Raw genomic sequence first — 17,955 nt, 5'->3', positions numbered from 1 at the left:
CGCGTAGCCGTCCTGCCGATATGCTTCACAACGGCGAGTACGGCCCCGAAAGGCGAGCGATTCGAGCACTGCGACACGCTTTGTACGACCTAATTTGACCGTTTCACGCCAGTAACATCGCGCCCCGGCCAGTGCTTGGGTACAATTCCACGCTCATATGATCGAGTATCAGGAACACTACATGATCGCTTGCCTGCGGCTGTTCTCTGCCCTCTGCCTCGCTGCCTTGCTGGCGGCTTGCGCCAGCTCGCCCTCTTCCAGCCTTGGCGAACTCCCACGGACCCCGAATGCCAGCATCGAGCAGTTGCTCGATCAGGCGGCTTCCAGCAAGACGCCGGAACAAGCCGCGGTGCTGCGCCTGACCGCTGCCGATCTGGCCTACCGCCAGAAAGACAGCGGGCGCGCCGCGCAGATTCTCGCGCAGGTGCCCCTGGACACCCTCAAGCCGGCGCAACAGGTGTACGCCAGTACCCTGGCGGCCGAACTGGCCATGACCCGTAACCAGCCCAAGGCGGCGCTGACCGCGCTGAGCCACCCGAGCCTGGAACGCCTGGGCGAGTTGCCGGTGGACCAGCAGATTCGCACCCAGACCGTGCGCGCCCGCGCCCTCGAAGCCGATGGCCAGACCCTGGCCGCCGCCCGCGAGCGGATCTTCATCGCGCCGTTGCTCAGCGGCGACGCCGCCAGGAACAACCACGAAGCCATCTGGGCCCTGATCGCGGCACTGCCGACCGATCAGTTGCAGCCCACCGGCAACGACGACCTCAGCGGCTGGTTGAGCCTGGCGCTGGCGGTAAAATCGTCCGGCACCCTGGAACAACAGCAGGCGGCCATCGATACCTGGCGCGCGCAGAACCCCAAGCATCCGGCGGCCCAGCAATTGCCGCTGCCCCTGGTCAAACTCAAGGAGCTGGCCAGCCAGCCACTGAGCAAGATCGCCCTGCTGCTGCCCCAGGACGGCCCGCTGGCCTCGGTCGGCAAGGCCCTGCGTGAAGGCTTCATGGCCGCTCACTACCAGGCCCAGCAGGCCGGCCAGAAGCCGCCGGTCATCGAGTTCTACGACAGCTCGCGCCTCGCCTCCCTGGACGATTTCTATCGCAAGGCCCAGGCCTCCGGCGTGCAACTGGTGATCGGCCCGCTGGAGAAGCCGCTGGTCAAGCAACTCAGCGCCCGCCCGCAATTGCCGATCACCACCCTGGCGCTGAACTACAGCGAAAGCGCGCAGAACCCGGCGCAGTTGTTCCAGTTCGGCCTCGCCGCCGAAGACGAAGCCCGCGAAGTGGCCCGTCGCGCCCGCGCCGACGGCCTGCACCGCGCTGCCGCCATGGTGCCGAAAGGCGAATGGGGCGATCGTGTGCTCAAGGCCTTCCGCCAGGATTGGGAAGCCAACGGCGGTACCGTGGTCGGTATCGAACGCGTCGATCAACCGGTGGCCCTGGCCCAGCAGATTGCCGAGCTGTTCCAACTGCGCCAGAGCGAAGGTCGCGCCAAGAGCCTGCAGAACACCGTAGGCGGCCAGGTCGCCGCCCAGCCGTCGCGGCGCCAGGACATCGAGTTCATCTTCCTCGCCGCGACCCCACAACAGGCGCAGCAGATCAAACCGACCCTGAACTTCCAGTACGCCGGTGATGTGCCGGTGTACGCCACTTCCCACGTGTTCAGCGCCACCGGCGACCAGAACCAGTACAACGACATGAACGGCGTTCGCTTCTGCGAAACCCCTTGGCTGCTGGATGCCAACGACCCGCTGCGCAAGCAGGTCGCCGCGCAATGGCCACAAGCCAATGGCGCCCTCGGTCGCCTGTACGCCATGGGTGTCGACGCCTATCGCCTGGCACCGCGCCTGGGTCAGCTCAAGGCCCTGCCCGACAGCCGCATCGAAGGCCTCTCCGGCAGCCTGAGCATGGATCCGGGACAACGGGTCGCACGCCAGCTGCCCTGGGCCCAGTTCGTCAGCGGTCAGGTCCAGCGCCTGCCAGATACGTCGCACTGATGGCACCCGCCGCCCACCTGGAACACGGCAAGGAAGCCGAGCTCCTGGCGCGGCGGCATCTCGAACAACAGGGGCTGCGCCTGCTGGCGCAGAACTGGGCCTGTAAACGGGGCGAGCTTGATCTGGTCATGCTCGACGGCGATACAGTAGTATTCGTCGAAGTTCGTTACAGAAAAAACACCCAATGGGGTGGCGCACTGGGCAGTATCGATGCCCGCAAGCGCAAGAAGGTAATATTCGCCGCGCAGTATTTCCTGCAACGCGAGTCACGCTGGGCTCATTGCCCCTGCCGCTTCGACGTGGTGGCCATAGACGGCCCGGTCGACGCGACACCCCAGCTGAACTGGCTACGGAATGCCTTCGACAGCTGATCCAGGCTGTCGACCCGGTTACTTTTTTCACCCACTGATTTTTGCTCTTTGCTTTGCGGGCTGCACATTCTTGTGCCGGGCAGCCACCGGGAAAACCCGGTCTGCGCTCGACCAGCCGCCCTACTTAAGGTCACATAGATGGACATGCAATCCCGAATTCGCCAGCTTTTCCAGGCCAGTATCGACACCAAGCAACAGGCGATGGACGTTCTTGCACCTCACATCGAGCAAGCCAGCCAGGTCATGGTCAATGCCCTGCTCAACGAAGGCAAAATGCTCTCCTGCGGCAACGGCGGCTCCGCCGGCGATGCCCAGCACTTTTCCTCGGAACTGCTCAACCGCTTCGAGCGCGAGCGCCCGAGCCTGCCGGCCATTGCCCTGACCACCGACAGCTCGACCCTCACCTCGATCGCCAACGACTACAGCTATAACGAAGTCTTCTCCAAGCAGATCCGCGCACTCGGCCAACCGGGCGACGTGCTGCTGGCGATTTCCACCAGCGGCAACTCCGCCAACATTATTCAGGCCATCCAGGCCGCACATGATCGCGAAATGATTGTCGTAGCCTTGACGGGACGCGACGGCGGCGGCATGGCTTCCCTGCTGCTGCCCGAGGATGTCGAGATTCGCGTCCCGGCCAATGTCACCGCACGTATCCAGGAAGTCCACCTGCTGGCGATCCATTGCCTCTGCGATCTGATCGACAGCCAATTGTTCGGGAGTGAAGAATGACCATCAATCGCCTTAGCCTGCTGGCCTTGACCCTGTGCCTGGGCCTCAGCGGCTGCAGCTCGGTACTCACCGCCACCCGCGACGACCCGATCAACGACGATCGCGGAACCCGCACCCTGGGCAGCAAGATCGATGACTCGCTGATCGAAACCAAGGTCGCGGTCAACGTCGCCAAGGCCGACCCCGGCCTGGAAAACGGCTCACATATCGTCGTCACCAGCTATAACGGCATCGTCCTGCTCGCCGGCCAGACCCCGCGCGAAGACCTCAAGGCCAAGGCCGAACAGGCCGCCGCCGCCGTCCAACGGGTGAAGAAGGTCAACAACGAGCTGCAGGTCATCGAGCCTTCCTCGATAGCGGCCCGCGGCAGCGACAACTGGCTGACCACCAAGATCAAGGCCCAGATGCTGACCGACAATGCCATTCCCGGCTCGCGCATCAAGGTCGTCACCGAGAACGGCATCGTCTACCTGCTGGGCCTGGTCACCCAGGCAGAAGGCACCCGCGCCACCAACCTGGTGCAAGGCGTCGGCGGCGTGCAAAAGATCGTCAAACTGTTCGAGTACATCGACTGACCCAGCAGCGGGAGCCGGCTTGCCGACGATGAGACCCGTGAGCCTTGCATCGCCTGATCGACCGCCATCGCCAGCAAGCCGACTCCCAGGATCGCGATCCTGCCGAAATACAGATGTAAAAAAGGCGCCTCGGATGAGGCGCCTTTTTTATTACTTCACCACCTTCAAGCTTGGCCGCCCGCTAGGACGCGGCGGCTCGGAACCCGGCGGCGGGCCGTCGTCATCCGGCTCAGCCCCATCGTCGCCCTCCAGGGGCGCTTCCAGCTCGAACACCATGCCCTGGCCATTCTCCCGGGCGTAGATCCCGAGAATGGCACTGATCGGCACGTAAAGCGTATGCGGTACGCCACCGAAACGCCCTTCGAAGCTGACCGCCTCGTTGTCCATGTGCAAGTGACGCACTGCACTGGGCGAAACGTTCAAGACAATTTGCCCGTCGCTGGCAAAACCTTGCGGCACCTGGACCGAGGGATACTCGGAATTGACCAGTATGTGCGGCGTACAATCGTTATCCACTATCCATTCGTACAGTGCACGAACCAAATAAGGGCGACTGGAGTTCATAAAACAGCTCCTTAGCGCATATCGCGTTCGACACCAGACAAGCTTGCCTGGAAAGCCTCACGCGCAAACTGGCGCTCCATATAATCGAGCAACGGCTTTGCGGGCCGCGGCAATTCAATACCCATAATCGGCAGACGCCAGAGTATCGGTAATAGACAGCAGTCCACCAGACTTTGCTCGGCACTGAGGAAAAAAGGCTTGTCGGCAAACAGCGGCGACGCCCCTGTCAGGCTCTCTCGCAACTCCTTGCGCGCCTGCACCCGCGCCGGCTCCTTGCTGCGCGAATCCAGGATCACATCCACCAGCGCACACCAGTCGCGCTGAATGCGATGGATCAGCAAACGACTGTTGGCTCGCGCCACGGGATAAACCGGCAGCAGCGGCGGATGCGGGTAACGCTCATCCAGATATTCCATCACCACGGTCGACTCCCACAACGCCAGGTCACGATCGACCAGGGTGGGCAGGCTGCCGTAAGGGTTCACCTCGATCAGCTTCGGCGGTTGACGCCCCGGCTCAACAGTAATGATCTCGGCGCTGACACCCTTCTCTGCGAGCACGATGCGTACCCGGTGGGAATAGTGGTCGGCGGGGTCGGAGTAACAGGCCAACCGGTTGGTCACGCCCATGGCGGTCCTCCTCGCTTGTTGAAATTATTGAAAACGGAAAAACGAGCGCGCCCAAGACAAGCCTCCCGCAGCCACGAAACAGAACAGGGGTGAGACCGTTGCCGGCCCACCCCGCCCGTCCTTGCTGGCTACATCTTCAGAGGCACCCTTGGGCGCGCACGATTGACAGCTATGTTACAACGTTATCAATGCACATCCTTCCAGTATTCGCGCTTGAGCAGATAAGCGAACACGAAGAAGAAGGCCAGGTACAGCAAAACGTAGGTACCGATACGCTGATGTTCCAGCTTCACCGGGTTGGCCGAGTAGGCCAGGAAGGTCACCAGGTTCTTGACCTTCTCGTCGAATTGCTCTTCGTTCAAGGCACCGGTTTTCGGTACGATGGTCAGCTGGTCGCACGCTTCATGGGTCAAAGGCGTACCGGTCAGCGGATCATACTGCTTCTTGCCGTCCTCGACGATTTGAACCTGCTTGCAGCCGACGACCTGACGTCCCTGCAGGCCCACCAGCACGTTGGGCATGCCGACGTTCGGGAAGACCTTGTTGTTCACGCCCCAGGGACGCGTCGGGTCTTCGTAGAAGGACCGCAGGTAGCCGTAGAGCCAGTCGGTACCGCGCACGCGGGCCACCAGGGTCAGGTCGGGCGGCGCCGCCCCGAACCAGGCCTTGGCGTCGGCCGGCTGCATGCCGATGCTCATGTGGTCGCCGATCTTGGCGCCGGTGAACACGAGGCTCTTGAGCATCAGGTCGTGGGGAATCCCGAGGTCGTCGGCAACACGCTCATAGCGCTGGAACTTGGCGCTGTGGCAACCCATGCAATAGTTGGCAAAGGTCCGCGCACCATCCTGCATGGCCGCCTTGTCGGAAACGTCGATATCGACTTTTTCCAATTCCGGACCACCATGCTCGGCGGCGAAGGACAGGAGCGGCAGGGCCGCAAGCATCAATACTGCAAATAATTTTTTCATCAGCCAGTCACCCTTTCCGGAACCGGTTTGGTCTTCTCGAGCCGGGTATAGAACGGCATCAGAATGAAGTAGGCGAAATACAGGACCGTACAGATCCGCGACAGCAGCGTGCGCTCCGGTGTCGGCGGCATCACCCCCAGCCAGCCAAGGGTGACGAAAGCGATACAGAATACCCACAGCCAGATCTTGCTCAGCCAGCCCTTGTAGCGCATCGACTTGACGGGACTGCGGTCCAGCCACGGCAGGACGAACAGCACGGCGATCGACGCGCCCATGGCCATGACGCCCATGAGTTTATCCGGGACGGCCCGCAGGATCGCGTAGAACGGCGTGAAGTACCAGACCGGGGCAATGTGCTCAGGCGTCTTGAAGGCGTTGGCCACTTCGAAGTTGGGTTTTTCGAGGAAATACCCACCCATTTCCGGGAAGAAGAACACGATGGAGCAGAAGATGAACAGGAACACCACCACACCGACGATATCCTTCACGGTGTAGTACGGGTGGAAGGCGATGCCATCCAGCGGTACGCCGTTCTCGTCCTTGTGCTTCTTGATATCGACGCCGTCCGGGTTGTTCGAACCGACTTCGTGCAGCGCCAGTACGTGCAGCACCACCAGGCCGAGGATGACGATCGGCAGGGCCACCACGTGCAGGGCGAAGAAGCGGTTCAGGGTGATCCCGGAAATCAGGTAATCACCGCGAATCCACTGGGTCAGGTCGTTACCGATGACCGGGATCGCGCCGAACAGCGAGATGATCACCTGGGCGCCCCAGTAGGACATCTGCCCCCACGGCAGCAGGTAGCCCATGAAGGCCTCGGCCATCAGCGCCAGGTAGATCAGCATGCCGAACAGCCACACCAGCTCACGGGGCTTCTGGTACGAACCGTAAAGCAAGCCACGGAACATGTGCAGGTAGACCACGATAAAGAACGCCGAAGCGCCGGTGGAGTGCAGCAGGCGCAGGATCGAGCCGTACTCGACGTCGCGCATGATGTACTCGACGGAAGCGAAGGCCTCTTCCGCCGACGGGGTGTAGCTCATCGTCAACCAGACACCGGTGACGATCTGATTGACCAGCACCAGCAACGCCAGGGAGCCAAAAAAGTAGAAAAAGTTGAAATTCTTCGGAGCGTAATACTTGCTGAGATGGTCTTCCCACATCTTGGTGGCGGGAAAGCGCGCATCGACCCAATCCATGAACTTGCTCATCACGCTTTCTCCGTATCGACGCCAATCACAATAATCGTGTCGGACTCATAGGAATGCGGCGGGACCGGCAGGTTCAAAGGCGCGGGTTGCGCCTTGTAGACGCGACCAGCCAGATCGTAGTGAGAACCGTGGCAAGGGCAGAAATAACCACCAACCCAGTCGGCGCCCAGATCAGCGGGCGCAACTTCCGGACGGAAGGTCGGCGAGCAGCCCAGGTGCGTGCAGATACCGATCAGCAGCAGCAGCTCCGGCTTGATCGATCGGTTCTTGGGGTCGACATAGGTGGGTTGCGTAGATGCCTTGGAATCGGGGTCGGACAAGCGATCCTCGATCTTGGCGAGATTTCCCAGAATCTCCGGGGTCCGGTGAACGATAAACACCGGTTGACCTCGCCACTCAGCAATCATCTGCTGCCCACGCTCGATCTTGCTGATGTTCACCTTCACCGGTGCCCCTGCGGCTTTCGCCTTGGCACTGGGAAACCATGACCCCACGAACGGGACCGCAGCCCCCACCGCTCCTGCAGCTCCTACCACGGATGTGGCTGCTACGAGGAAGCGACGCCGGCCTGCATTCACGCCGTCATTGCTACTCATTCAGTCCTCTCCCATCAGCTTTTGTGGCCTGTTAAATCAGGCATCTACTAAGTAAAACTTTGTACTTATAAATTTTGCCGAATGGTAATGAAAAGCCCCACGTATGACAAGGTAATTACCAGTCCTACCCTGCCCCAGGCCTTGTAGTATAGGGGGTCTACGGATGTGGCAAGTTGTCACAGGAAAATATTTAGCCCACAAAAAAGCCCGGTTCCACAAGGAAACCGGGCTTTTTTTAAAACGTAGAACTGAAACGTAAAACGGTACGAGGACCGAATTAACGCTTCGAGTACTGCGGACGCTTACGCGCTTTACGCAGACCGACTTTCTTACGTTCAACTTCACGAGCATCGCGGGTTACGAAGCCGGCTTTGCGCAGAGCACCGCGCAGAGTCTCGTCGTAGTCCATCAGAGCACGAGTGATGCCGTGGCGGATTGCGCCAGCTTGACCACTCACACCACCACCGATGACAGTGACGTAGATATCGAATTTCTCGGTAGTCTCAGTCAGTTCCAGCGGCTGGCGAACTACCATGCGGGCAGTTTCGCGACCGAAGAACGTGTCCAGGGTGCGGTTGTTGATGGAGATGTTGCCAGTACCCGGACGCAGGAAAACGCGTGCGGTTGCAGTCTTGCGACGGCCAGTGCCGTAATTTTGAGTCGCCGACATAATGAACTATTCCGTTAAATCTTCAGTTCTTGGGGCTGCTGAGCAGTATGAGGGTGAACAGCGCCCGCATAGACTTTCAGCTTACGGTACATGTCGCGACCCAGCGGGTTCTTAGGCAGCATGCCTTTGACCGCGGTCTCGATCACGCGCTCAGGGGCCTTGGCGATCAGCTTTTCAAAGTTGATCGACTTGATGCCGCCCGGGAAACCGGAGTGGGAGTAGTACATTTTGTCGGTGGTTTTAGCACCGGTAACGCGTACTTGCTCAGCATTGATAACAACGATGTAGTCACCGGTGTCAACGTGCGGAGTGTATTCGACTTTGTGCTTGCCACGCAGGCGGCTCGCGATTTCGGTGGCCAGACGACCCAGGGTCTGACCAGCAGCGTCGACGATAAACCAGTCGCGCTTAACTGTTTCCGGTTTAGCAGTAAAAGTTTTCATTCTTTATAGCCTCAGGGGCCGCCTGTAAATAAGACGGCGGATCTTACTGAATAGTGCGTACTTTGACAAGGTCAAAGGCAGCCGGATACAGACGCTTTCGGGGGCTCGGGTCGGCGCGTCCGTTCAACGGCAAGATTCTTTGGCGGCGGCGCATCACTTCCACTGCATAAAGAGGTGCGTAATTATGCAGATTGCGAAAAAAAATTCAACCTGCTTTTATGGATGCTTTCCCACAGGAGCCGCCAATGGAATACCGTCAGCTAGGCCAGACCGATCTGAATGTGAGCGCAATTTGCCTGGGAACCATGACCTGGGGCGAGCAGAACACCCAGGATCAGGCCTTTGCCCAGATCGAACGGGCGAAAAGCGCCGGCATCAATTTCCTCGACACCGCCGAGATGTACCCGGTACCGCCCAAGGCCGAAACCTATGCCAGCACCGAGCGCATCATCGGCAACTGGTTCAAGCAGCGCGGCGATCGCGCCGACTGGATCCTGGCCAGCAAGATCGCCGGCCCCGGCAACGGCATCGGCTATATCCGCGACGGCCAGCTCAAGCACAACCGCCGACATATCGTCGAAGCCCTGGATGCCAGCCTCAAGCGCCTGCAGACCGACTGGATCGACCTCTACCAGTTGCACTGGCCGGAGCGCAGCACCAACTACTTCGGCCAACTGGGCTACAAGCACAAGGCCGATGAAAGTTTCACGCCGATCGAGGAGATCCTCGAAGCGCTGGACGAGCAGGTCAAGGCCGGCAAGATCCGCCATATCGGCCTGTCCAACGAAACCCCGTGGGGCACCATGAAATTCCTGCTCGAGGCCGAGCGCCGCGGCTGGCCGCGGGCGGTGTCGATCCAGAACCCCTACAACCTGCTCAACCGCAGCTTCGAAGTGGGCCTGGCGGAAGTCGCCCTGCGCGAACAGTGCGGCCTGCTGGCCTATTCGCCGATGGCGTTCGGCTTCCTGTCGGGCAAGTATGAAGGCGGCGCACGGCCGGACAAGGCGCGCCTGAGCCTGTACAGCCGCTTCAGCCGGTATTTCAATCCGCAATCGGAAGCGGCGTGCAGCCGTTATGTCGCCCTGGCCCGCGAACACGGCCTGGACCCGGCACAGATGGCCCTGGCGTTCGTCACCCGGCAACCGTTCGTCACCAGCAACATCATCGGGGCGACGACGCTGGAGCAATTGGACAGCAACATTGCCAGCGCCGACCTGAAACTATCGGACGAAGTGCTGGCGGGGATCGAGGCGATCCACAAGGATCATCCAAACCCGGCTCCGTAACTGGCCTGCGGATCAGGCGGCGCCTGTTCCTGCGCCTTCGCGGCGGTGCGGCGTCCCGACAAGCTCCGCTCCCACAGGCTTTCGGTCGTGCACAGATCTTGAGCACGACCCGGACATTGTGGGAGCGGAGCTTGCCCGCGAAGAGGTCCTTAAGGCTATCACCACACGTCGCAACCCCATCCAAGACGTCAAAGCGACCGGGCGATGATCTCCTTCATGATCTCATTGGTCCCGGCATAGATGCGCTGTACCCGCGCATCCGCCCAGGCCCGGGCCACCGGGTACTCCCACATGAACCCGTAGCCACCGTGCAGTTGCACGCACTCGTCGAGCACCTTGCATTGCAGGTCGGTGCCCCAGTACTTGGCCATCGCCGCCGTCGGCACATCCAGCTGGCCTTGCAGATGCAACTCCAGACAGCGGTCGACAAACACCCGGCCGATCTGGATCTCGGTGGCCATTTCCGCCAGCTTGAAGCGGGTATTCTGGAAGTCGGCAATGGCCTTGCCGAACGCCTTGCGTTCACGGGTGTATTCCAGCGTCCACTGCAACGCCGCCTCGGCCGAGGCCAGACCGCCTATCGCCACCGTCAGGCGTTCCTGGGGCAACTCCTGCATCAGATAGGCAAAGCCCATCCCGGCCTGCCCGAGCAGATTCTCCCTGGGCACGCGCACATCCTGGAAAAACAGCTCGGAGGTGTCCTGGGCCTTCATGCCGACCTTTTCCAGGCGCTTGCCCTTGGCGAACCCTGGTGTATCGGCCTCGACCAGGAACAGGCTGGTGCCCTTGGCCCCGGCTTGCGGATCGGTCTTGGCGACAACAATCACCAGGTCGGCGAGAAAACCGTTGGTGATAAAAGTCTTCGAGCCGTTGAGCACATACTCGTCACCGTCCAGCCGCGCGGTGGTCTTCACCCCTTGCAGGTCGGAGCCGGCCCCCGGCTCGGTCATCGCAATGGCCGTGACCATCTCGCCGGAGACCAGCTTGGGCAGGTACTTGAGCTTCAGCGCCTCGCTGCCGTAATGCAGGATATACGGCGCGACTATGTCCGAATGCAGGGAAAAACCGATGCCGCTCAGGCCCAGCCGACTGATTTCCTCGATCACCACGGCGCTATAGAGAAAGTCCGCGGCCATGCCGCCATAGGCCTCCGGCAGATGGGAGCAGAGCATTCCCTGGGCCCCGGCCTTGTTCCACAACTCGCGGTCGATATAGCCACGCTTCTCCCACTGGGCATGGAAGGGCGCCGCTTCCTGCTCGAGAAACTTGCGCACACTGCCGCGAAACAGCTCGTGCTCGGAACTGAACAGGGTTCTGGGGATCATGGGGGAGCACCTGCAAAGACACTGAAGCCGGGATTGGCCCGTAGAGCCTATGCCAGTGTTTTGCCGGGTAACACTGGACACATACGCCAAAAAATAAGACGATCCAGCCGTCTGTTGACCACTTTCCCCTATAAGAACTTTCCGCTAATAAGAACAATGGAATTATGGCTAATCCACTCTCCACGCCCTTGCGGCGCGTCAGCATCCTGGCTATCGACCGGGTATTCGCTTCCACCCTCATGCAAGCCAAGGACTTCTTCCACCTGGCCAGCCTGCGTTATGGCAAGCAGCTCGGCCAAGGCCTCACCAAGGCCTTCGAAACCCGCCTGGTCAGCCCCGACGGCAAACCGGTATGCAGCTTCAGCGATGTGATCCTGCCGGTGGACGGAGGCCTGGAAAATGCCGATGTGATCATCCTGCCGGCCTTCTGGGACGACTTCGACACCCTCTGTCGGCGTTATCCACAGGTCATGCCCTGGCTGCGCGAACAACATGCCCGCGGCGCCGTGCTCTGCGGCGAGGCCACCGGGGTGTTCTGGCTGGCCGAGGCCGGCCTGCTCGATGGCAAGGAGGCAACCACCTACTGGCGCTTCTTCAACGCCTTCAGCGAGCGCTACCCCAACGTCCAGCTGAACCAGGACAAGCACCTGACCGACGCCGACAACCTCTACTGCGCCGGCGGCACCACCTCGGCCTGCGACCTCTATATCTACCTGATCGAGCGCTTCTGCGGGGCCAATGTCGCCCAGGCCGTGGCCCGCGATATCCTCTATGAGGTCCAGCGCAGCTACGCCCCGGGACGTATCGGTTTCGGCGGGCAGAAGCTGCACCAGGACGTGATCATCCTGCAGATCCAGCAATGGCTCGAAGAACATTTCTCCGACAAGTTCCGCTTCGAGGATGTCGCCCGGGAACACGGCATGAGCATTCGCAACTTCATGCGCCGCTTCCAGACCGCCACCGGCGACAAGCCATTGCACTACCTGCAGCGCCTGCGTATCGAGACCGCCAAGGGCCTGTTGTCGGGCACCCGCAAGAGCATCAAGACCATCAGCTACGAAGTCGGTTATGACGACGCCAGCTTCTTCGCACGCCTGTTCCGCCAGCACACCGAGTTGTCCCCCAACCAGTATCGCCAGCAGTTCCAGCAAGCGGCATGAAGCCCGTGCGCCTGTTTCGACACTAGCTGACACAGGCGCGCGACCTTGCATAATTAATTACCACAGCGCCCTGCCCTCGCCTTCGTAGACTCGCTCCGGCAATCACTACCGATTGCCACTGACAAGGAGCGTCGTACATGCCTATTGGATTGGCTCAACAGCAGCCCTCTTTCCCGACACCGACGGTGGAGCCCAGCCGCGCCTGGCGCGCCCGCTTCCCCAATCCGCCGGACCTCTGCTTCGACTATCGCCGACTGGTCGAGCAAGCCGGCGGCGTGGCCCGCGCCACCGATACTGGCCACCGGATCTGCATCATCGGCGCCGGCGTCACCGGCCTCAGCGCGGCCCACGAGCTGCTGCGCTGCGGCTTCACCGACATCACCCTGCTCGAACAGTCCCGGCGGATCGGCGGCCGGCACCTGACGGTGATCGACAAAAGCCAGCCCGCCACCAGCGGTTCCACCCCCTTCGAAATGGGCGCGATGCGCCTGCCGTATTTCAACCGTGCCGATGAAACGCCACAGCAGGGACGCTCCGTGCTCGCCCACTACAGCGAACGGTTCGACCTGCGCCTTTCCGACTTCGCCAACCCGGGCAGCGCCCAGGTCCGGAGCACCGGGATTTTCCTCCGTGAGGGCCTGCTCGAGGGCCAGGACACCCCGCGCATGCTGATCTGGGACAACCGCGACGGCCAGACCCCACCACCGGGGAAACTGCTGAAACAGGTCCACGACAAATGGCGCCGCTTCGCCGAACGCATGACCCGCCAGGTCGAGGCCCACTACGCCAGTGCAGAGTGGGAAGGCTTCTGGTCGGCGATTGTCCAACGTTACGAGAGCTTGTCGTTTCGCAACCTGGTCACACTGCCAGCCATCAGCCACTGGCAAGCGGACGAGCCGGGGAATTTCGGTGGCGTGGGCATGAGCGCCGAAGAGTCGGCGATCTTCTATGCCATCGGCATCGGCGACGGCAGTTGGGGCGCCTTCTATGACGCCTGCAGCCTGTACCCGATCCGCACCGCGATCTTCGGTTTCAGCAACCGCCTGCAATTGATCCACGGTCGGGTCGATGAGCGCGGCAACCCACTGCCGTCGCCACACCTGCGGGCCGGCACACTGCTCGACTGCAACGGCCTGGCCTTCGACGGCCCGCGCTACCTGGGCGTTGCCGCGCTGGACGAATGCCTGTTGTTCATGCCGGTCGAAGGACGCGGCCTGTCCTTCTACGACCATTGCCGACAGCGCGGCGCCGGGTTCACCACCCAGGCCCAGGTCAACGGCCTGAGCAAACTGCCCGACCAGCGGATTCGCGTCGACTACGCCTGGCAATGGAACGATCCACAACGCCGCGAACAGCGCAGCGATGTCTTCGACTCGGTGATTCTCACCCTGCCGTCCTGGCTGATCGAAACCACCGTCGAACTCAGGGGGTTCGACGAGCGAATGCTGCCATTCCACATCCGCAGCGCCTACAAGACCGCCCACTGGGAAACCAGCTGCAAGGTGTTTGCGCCGCTGAAAAAAAGCTTTTTCGACGAGCCCCACGGCATCCCCCAGGCGCTGGTCACCGACAGCCTGATCCATGACATGTACACCTACCGCTACAACGACAGCTACCCGTATGACTGCATCCTGCTGAGTTACACCTGGGAGGACGATGCGACCAAACTCGCGCTGTTCTCGGACCAGGAACTGGTGGACAAGTGTGTCGGCGAACTCGATCGAATACTGCTGCACGCACGCAATATCAATCGGCGGATCTCGCCTTACATCGACACGCAAAAGGCCGCGGTGCATCGCTGGATGAGTGATCGCAATGCCCTCGGCGCCGCCAAGCTCTATCGCCCCGGCACCTATTACGAGGCCATCGACCTGATGAACTACAACCGCAACTATTCCGCCCACTCCGGGCTCTACCTGTGCGGCGAATCCTTTTCGGTCGACGCCGGCTGGACCGAGCCCTGCCTGCGCGGCGCCCTCGATGCCACCATCCATCTGTGCCAGCGTACCGGTGCCGTCTTCAATGGCGGCTTCAGCCTGAAGCACTACCCCGAATATTGCGGACGACCGCCCGCCAACACCCCACCGGTAGCGCTCAGCATTCCCAGGCGGCTCTAGGAAATACCCGACTGATTTTCGAGAGGGCCACCGACATACACCACTCTTTGAATTGCTTCTCATAGTCATATCAATCCATTCGGGTTGAATAACAAGAATGAGAGCACCTCAAATGAATGAATCTCGCCCCGCCATCAGTCCCGTACGCGTTGCCGTTGTGCAGTTCGATCCCCAGGCCGGCGTTGCCCACACCCCGTATAACCTGGACCGCAGCCTCGCGCTGGCGGGCCAGGCCGTGCGCGCTGGCGCCGACCTGATCGTGCTGCCGGAACTGGCCAATACCGGTTACAGCTTCCAGAACCACCAGGAAGCTTTCAGCCATGCCGAAGCGGTACCGACAGGGCCCAGCGTGCAGACCTGGGTAAATTTCGCACAGGAACATCGGATTTACCTGGCAGCCGGTGTCGCCGAATGTGATGGAGTGCAGTTGTTCGACACCGCGGTGCTGGTGGGCCCGGACGGCTTTATCGGCAAGTACCGCAAGGCGCATCTGTGGAACGAGGAGAAACTCTGGTTCACCCCGGGCGACCTGGGCTTTCCGGTCTTCGACACGCCCATCGGGCGGATCGGCCTGCTGATCTGCTGGGATATCTGGTTTCCCGAAGTACCGCGCCTGTTGAGCCAGCAGGGCGCGGATATCATCTGCAGCCTGAACAACTGGGTCTGGACCCCGCCACCGCTGTTCGACGAAACCGGCAAATGCATGGCCTCGTACCTGACCATCACCGCCGCTCACGTCAACAACGTGTTTATCGCCGCCGCCAATCGCGTCGGCAGCGATCGCGGCGAACGTTTCCTCGGCTGCTCGCTGATCGCCGGGACCAACGGCTGGCCAATCAGCGAGGTGGCGTCACCCGTCGATGAAACCGTGCTGTACGCCGATATCGATCTGGTCAGCGCCCGTGGCGCGCCGATCTGGAACAGCCTGAACGACCTGCCCAGGGATCGCCGGACCGACCTCTACGACGAAATGCTCGGCTACACCCGACACCCTGGCCTGCCGCGCTGAAAGGGGGGGGAGAGATGAACAATGCCTCCAACCTGGGCCGGCTCGCCGGCCGGTTCAGCCTGGGCCTGATCGCCGCCATCCTGCTGCTGGCCTGGCTGAACCTGCCCGGCGGCCCCTTCGGCGGCTCCGGCTACCTGCATATGCTGGAAAACCTGCCCGCCCCCGGTGCCTGGCTACGCTGGGTGCTCGGCGATATCAGCGAAATGGCCTTCTACAAACATGAGCTGGCCTCGCTGGGCCTGCTGGTCGGTGCCGGCCTGGCCCATTGGGCCCACCGCCGGGGCAAGGCCTGGCAAGGCTTTGCCATTTGTTATGGTAGCGGCCTGTGGCCCTGGCTGACCGGCAGTGCGCTGCTGGGGCTGCTGTTGAGCAACCTGCTGTGGGGCTGGAGCGTACCGCGTTATGGCTGGCAACCAACTTTTGCCGCCTTCGTCTCCGTGCCCGCCGCGACTGTGCTGCTGTTCGGCGCGGGCAAGCGCATCGCCGTCAGCGGTGCAGTCATGGGCGCGCTGCTGGTCACGCCGTTGTGCCTGCTGCTGGTCAACTTTGTCTGCAACCCATTGGATCTGCCGGCGGTCATCGGCAATGTGCTGGGGATGGCCGGCGGCAGCATAATGGCCTTTACCTTCTATCGACGCTGGCCGGCGCTGGTGAAACCCGAACCGCCGATGATGACGGCTGCCTCGGTGTCTGCGCCGAAAGCCGGCAAACACGGGCTGACCTGGGGCATGCGCCGGGTACTCGCCGACTTTTCCGAAGCGCCGTTCTTCGGTAACGAGTGGGCGAGCCTGGGATTACTCCTGGGGGTATTACTGGCCTACGGGCTCAACCCGGCCGGGCCGGTCTACGGTTCGGACCTGCTGTTGCCGATACTCGCGGCCCAGGCCCTGGCGTCGGCCATCGGCGTGGGAGTCTGGCGGCGGCAATGGATTGCGCGGGGCTGGTACCCGACTTACATCCCGATTGTCTCGGTCGCCCCGGCCGCCGTGCTGGTCCATGGCGGCGGCACGCTGGTGGTGATCGCCAGCGCCCTGCTCGGGGCCTTGCTCGCACCGCCGCTGGCCGTGGCACTGTCGCGACGGGTCCCCGGGCATATGCACCCGTATATCGGCAATGTGCTGTCGATGGCGCTCAGTACGGTCCTGATCGTGCCCCTGATCGGCTGGCTGACACGGGTCCTGTAGGCGCTGGCTTGTCAGCGATGGCGCTGCAAGCCTTGCGCCGCCTCGGACACCATCGAGCGCGCTTTTCCCTCAACCCGGCGGTACTCTGGTGCCGCCGGCATCGCCTCTTCCCGACCTTTATCAGCGAGAGTTCCATGTCCCTGCCCCAACTTTCCATCGCCGCCCTGGGCGGCACTGTCAGCATGCAAGCCGCCAACCCGGACCAGGGCGTGGTGCCCAGCGTCAATGGCCGAGCCCTGCTGGAACAGGTACCACTACTGAAGACTCTGGCCCAGGTTCACGTCGAAACCTTGTGCCTGCAACCCAGCGCCTCGCTGGACTTCGAGTTTCTGCTCGGCGTTCTCGACTGGGCCAGGCGCCAGGTAGAACAAGGTGCCAGCGGCGTGGTGATCACCCAGGGCACCGACACCCTGGAGGAGTCCGCGTTTTTTTTCGAGCTGCTCTGGGACCGCGAGGAACCGCTGGTGCTGACCGGCGCCATGCGTTCGGCCGCCGAGATCAGTGCCGACGGCCCGGCGAATCTGCTGCATGCGGGGTTGGCCGCCCTGGCGAGCGCCAGTCGCGGACGTGGCGTGCAGGTGGTGATCAATGGCCAGATCCATGGTGCGAGCCATGTGCGCAAGAGCGATGCCCTGGCGCTGGAAGCCTTCAGCTCAGCGGTGTTCGGCCCCAACGGCCTGATCATCGAAAATGCCGTGCGTTATCTGCACGCCCCGTTCCCGAGAAGAACCTTGCCGCCACCGACGCGCAGTGGGCAACGGGTTGCCCTGCTGGAAGCGGCGCTGTCGGCCGATACGCTGATGCTGGAGAAGCTGCTGGAATTGGGCTACGACGGCCTGGTGATCGCCGGTTTCGGCGCCGGTCATGTCAGCGAAGGCTGGGCCAAGGCACTCACGCCGTTGGCGTTGAAAATACCGGTGGTGATCGCCACACGCACCGGAGCCGGTTCAACGGCGAGCCACTCCTATGGTTTTGTCGGCAGCGAAATCGACCTGATCCAGCGCGGCGCGCGGATGGCTGGTTTTCTGTGTCCGCGCAAGGCGAGGATTCTGTTGTGGCTGCTGATCGGCTGCCAGCGGACCGCTGAGCTGCCTGACTATCTCCGACACTTTGGCGAGTAAG

Annotated in this window: 18 protein-coding genes; 10 read left to right on the top strand and 8 right to left on the bottom strand. The window is 61.8% G+C overall.

Translation table 11 applies throughout. The annotated features are described in order from the left end of the window. The first annotated feature begins 181 nt into the window (after positions 1-181). The 4 genes from M5B96_RS20995 (at position 182) to M5B96_RS20980 (ending at position 3,671) form a co-directional block, all read left to right on the top strand. Positions 182-1,993, top strand: a complete 1,812-nt coding sequence (locus M5B96_RS20995) for a penicillin-binding protein activator (protein WP_248798919.1) — start codon at positions 182-184, stop codon at positions 1,991-1,993. Continuing rightward, a complete protein-coding gene (locus tag M5B96_RS20990; RefSeq protein WP_248798917.1) occupies positions 1,993-2,364 on the top strand; it encodes a YraN family protein in 372 nt (123 codons plus the stop codon). The genes M5B96_RS20995 and M5B96_RS20990 overlap by 1 nt, the downstream gene beginning before the upstream one ends. A gap of 138 nt (positions 2,365-2,502) precedes the next feature. After that, on the top strand, positions 2,503-3,096 hold the full coding sequence (locus M5B96_RS20985) for a phosphoheptose isomerase (RefSeq protein ID WP_040070768.1): 594 nt from the start codon (positions 2,503-2,505) through the stop codon (positions 3,094-3,096). Further along, positions 3,093-3,671, top strand: coding sequence for a BON domain-containing protein (locus M5B96_RS20980; RefSeq protein WP_248798916.1), 579 nt, complete (start codon positions 3,093-3,095; stop codon positions 3,669-3,671). The genes M5B96_RS20985 and M5B96_RS20980 overlap by 4 nt, the downstream gene beginning before the upstream one ends. 150 nt (positions 3,672-3,821) lie before the next feature. Here the strand turns inward: M5B96_RS20980 and M5B96_RS20975 are convergent, their stop codons facing one another. The 7 genes from M5B96_RS20975 to rplM form a co-directional block, all read right to left on the bottom strand. After that, positions 3,822-4,235 (bottom strand): ClpXP protease specificity-enhancing factor, encoded by a 414-nt coding sequence (locus tag M5B96_RS20975; RefSeq protein WP_248798913.1) that lies wholly within the window; start codon positions 4,233-4,235, stop codon positions 3,822-3,824. 11 nt (positions 4,236-4,246) lie between these two features. Beyond that, positions 4,247-4,864, bottom strand: coding sequence for a glutathione S-transferase N-terminal domain-containing protein (locus tag M5B96_RS20970; RefSeq protein WP_248798911.1), 618 nt, complete (start codon positions 4,862-4,864; stop codon positions 4,247-4,249). 185 nt (positions 4,865-5,049) lie between these two features. Continuing rightward, positions 5,050-5,832, bottom strand: a complete 783-nt coding sequence (locus tag M5B96_RS20965) for a cytochrome c1 (RefSeq protein WP_248798909.1) — start codon at positions 5,830-5,832, stop codon at positions 5,050-5,052. Continuing rightward, entirely contained in the window at positions 5,832-7,043 is a 1,212-nt protein-coding gene (locus M5B96_RS20960) for a cytochrome b (RefSeq protein ID WP_100941287.1), read from the bottom strand. Before M5B96_RS20960 ends, M5B96_RS20965 begins: the two co-directional genes overlap by 1 nt. After that, complete coding sequence (gene petA, locus M5B96_RS20955) at positions 7,043-7,639, bottom strand: ubiquinol-cytochrome c reductase iron-sulfur subunit (RefSeq protein ID WP_248798907.1); 597 nt, start codon at positions 7,637-7,639, stop codon at positions 7,043-7,045. Before petA ends, M5B96_RS20960 begins: the two co-directional genes overlap by 1 nt. 277 nt (positions 7,640-7,916) lie before the next feature. Continuing rightward, a complete protein-coding gene (gene rpsI, locus M5B96_RS20950) occupies positions 7,917-8,309 on the bottom strand; it encodes a 30S ribosomal protein S9 (protein WP_103494515.1) in 393 nt (130 codons plus the stop codon). Positions 8,310-8,323: 14 nt separating this feature from the next. Beyond that, a complete protein-coding gene (rplM, locus tag M5B96_RS20945) occupies positions 8,324-8,752 on the bottom strand; it encodes a 50S ribosomal protein L13 (protein ID WP_191486125.1) in 429 nt (142 codons plus the stop codon). Between the two features lie 245 nt (positions 8,753-8,997). On the opposite strand from rplM, the gene M5B96_RS20940 reads away from it, so the two are divergent. Then, positions 8,998-10,038 (top strand): NADP(H)-dependent aldo-keto reductase, encoded by a 1,041-nt coding sequence (locus M5B96_RS20940; protein ID WP_248798905.1) that lies wholly within the window; start codon positions 8,998-9,000, stop codon positions 10,036-10,038. A 188-nt stretch (positions 10,039-10,226) separates the two neighbouring features. Here M5B96_RS20940 and M5B96_RS20935 read toward each other — a convergent pair whose 3' ends face one another. Continuing rightward, on the bottom strand, positions 10,227-11,363 hold the full coding sequence (locus M5B96_RS20935) for an acyl-CoA dehydrogenase family protein (protein WP_248798895.1): 1,137 nt from the start codon (positions 11,361-11,363) through the stop codon (positions 10,227-10,229). A gap of 263 nt (positions 11,364-11,626) precedes the next feature. On the opposite strand from M5B96_RS20935, the gene M5B96_RS20930 reads away from it, so the two are divergent. The 5 genes from M5B96_RS20930 (at position 11,627) to M5B96_RS20910 (ending at position 17,954) form a co-directional block, all read left to right on the top strand. After that, positions 11,627-12,523, top strand: a complete 897-nt coding sequence (locus M5B96_RS20930) for a GlxA family transcriptional regulator (protein WP_248799018.1) — start codon at positions 11,627-11,629, stop codon at positions 12,521-12,523. A 137-nt stretch (positions 12,524-12,660) separates the two neighbouring features. Beyond that, positions 12,661-14,640 (top strand): flavin monoamine oxidase family protein, encoded by a 1,980-nt coding sequence (locus M5B96_RS20925; protein ID WP_248798892.1) that lies wholly within the window; start codon positions 12,661-12,663, stop codon positions 14,638-14,640. Between the two features lie 112 nt (positions 14,641-14,752). Next, positions 14,753-15,649 carry a nitrilase family protein gene (locus M5B96_RS20920; RefSeq protein ID WP_248798890.1) on the top strand — a complete coding sequence of 299 codons (897 nt, stop codon included), beginning with the start codon at positions 14,753-14,755 and terminating at the stop codon, positions 15,647-15,649. 14 nt (positions 15,650-15,663) lie between these two features. Continuing rightward, positions 15,664-16,833 carry a hypothetical protein gene (locus M5B96_RS20915; RefSeq protein ID WP_248798887.1) on the top strand — a complete coding sequence of 390 codons (1,170 nt, stop codon included), beginning with the start codon at positions 15,664-15,666 and terminating at the stop codon, positions 16,831-16,833. Positions 16,834-16,967: 134 nt separating this feature from the next. After that, positions 16,968-17,954 carry an asparaginase gene (locus M5B96_RS20910; RefSeq protein ID WP_248798884.1) on the top strand — a complete coding sequence of 329 codons (987 nt, stop codon included), beginning with the start codon at positions 16,968-16,970 and terminating at the stop codon, positions 17,952-17,954. Position 17,955: the final 1 nt, after the last annotated feature.

The organism is Pseudomonas sp. MWU13-2105 (assembly GCF_023242315.1).
Classification (GTDB): domain Bacteria; phylum Pseudomonadota; class Gammaproteobacteria; order Pseudomonadales; family Pseudomonadaceae; genus Aquipseudomonas.
Note: the sequence above shows the minus strand (reverse complement) of the source record. Positions and strands in the feature narration are given on the sequence as shown.

Excerpts from the sequence above, each read along its gene's own strand:
- M5B96_RS20975 (WP_248798913.1), bottom strand. The coding sequence starts at position 4,235 with ATGAACTCCAGTCGCCCTTATTTGGTTCGTGCACTGTACGAATGGATA.
- M5B96_RS20935 (WP_248798895.1), bottom strand. The coding sequence starts at position 11,363 with ATGATCCCCAGAACCCTGTTCAGTTCCGAGCACGAGCTGTTTCGCGGC.
- M5B96_RS20985 (WP_040070768.1), top strand. The coding sequence starts at position 2,503 with ATGGACATGCAATCCCGAATTCGCCAGCTTTTCCAGGCCAGTATCGAC.
- rpsI (WP_103494515.1), bottom strand. The coding sequence starts at position 8,309 with ATGTCGGCGACTCAAAATTACGGCACTGGCCGTCGCAAGACTGCAACC.
- M5B96_RS20990 (WP_248798917.1), top strand. The coding sequence starts at position 1,993 with ATGGCACCCGCCGCCCACCTGGAACACGGCAAGGAAGCCGAGCTCCTG.
- M5B96_RS20940 (WP_248798905.1), top strand. The coding sequence starts at position 8,998 with ATGGAATACCGTCAGCTAGGCCAGACCGATCTGAATGTGAGCGCAATT.
- M5B96_RS20970 (WP_248798911.1), bottom strand. The coding sequence starts at position 4,864 with ATGGGCGTGACCAACCGGTTGGCCTGTTACTCCGACCCCGCCGACCAC.
- M5B96_RS20995 (WP_248798919.1), top strand. The coding sequence starts at position 182 with ATGATCGCTTGCCTGCGGCTGTTCTCTGCCCTCTGCCTCGCTGCCTTG.
- M5B96_RS20980 (WP_248798916.1), top strand. The coding sequence starts at position 3,093 with ATGACCATCAATCGCCTTAGCCTGCTGGCCTTGACCCTGTGCCTGGGC.
- M5B96_RS20920 (WP_248798890.1), top strand. The coding sequence starts at position 14,753 with ATGAATGAATCTCGCCCCGCCATCAGTCCCGTACGCGTTGCCGTTGTG.
- M5B96_RS20925 (WP_248798892.1), top strand. The coding sequence starts at position 12,661 with ATGCCTATTGGATTGGCTCAACAGCAGCCCTCTTTCCCGACACCGACG.
- M5B96_RS20910 (WP_248798884.1), top strand. The coding sequence starts at position 16,968 with ATGTCCCTGCCCCAACTTTCCATCGCCGCCCTGGGCGGCACTGTCAGC.
- M5B96_RS20915 (WP_248798887.1), top strand. The coding sequence starts at position 15,664 with ATGAACAATGCCTCCAACCTGGGCCGGCTCGCCGGCCGGTTCAGCCTG.
- petA (WP_248798907.1), bottom strand. The coding sequence starts at position 7,639 with ATGAGTAGCAATGACGGCGTGAATGCAGGCCGGCGTCGCTTCCTCGTA.
- M5B96_RS20960 (WP_100941287.1), bottom strand. The coding sequence starts at position 7,043 with ATGAGCAAGTTCATGGATTGGGTCGATGCGCGCTTTCCCGCCACCAAG.
- rplM (WP_191486125.1), bottom strand. The coding sequence starts at position 8,752 with ATGAAAACTTTTACTGCTAAACCGGAAACAGTTAAGCGCGACTGGTTT.
- M5B96_RS20965 (WP_248798909.1), bottom strand. The coding sequence starts at position 5,832 with ATGAAAAAATTATTTGCAGTATTGATGCTTGCGGCCCTGCCGCTCCTG.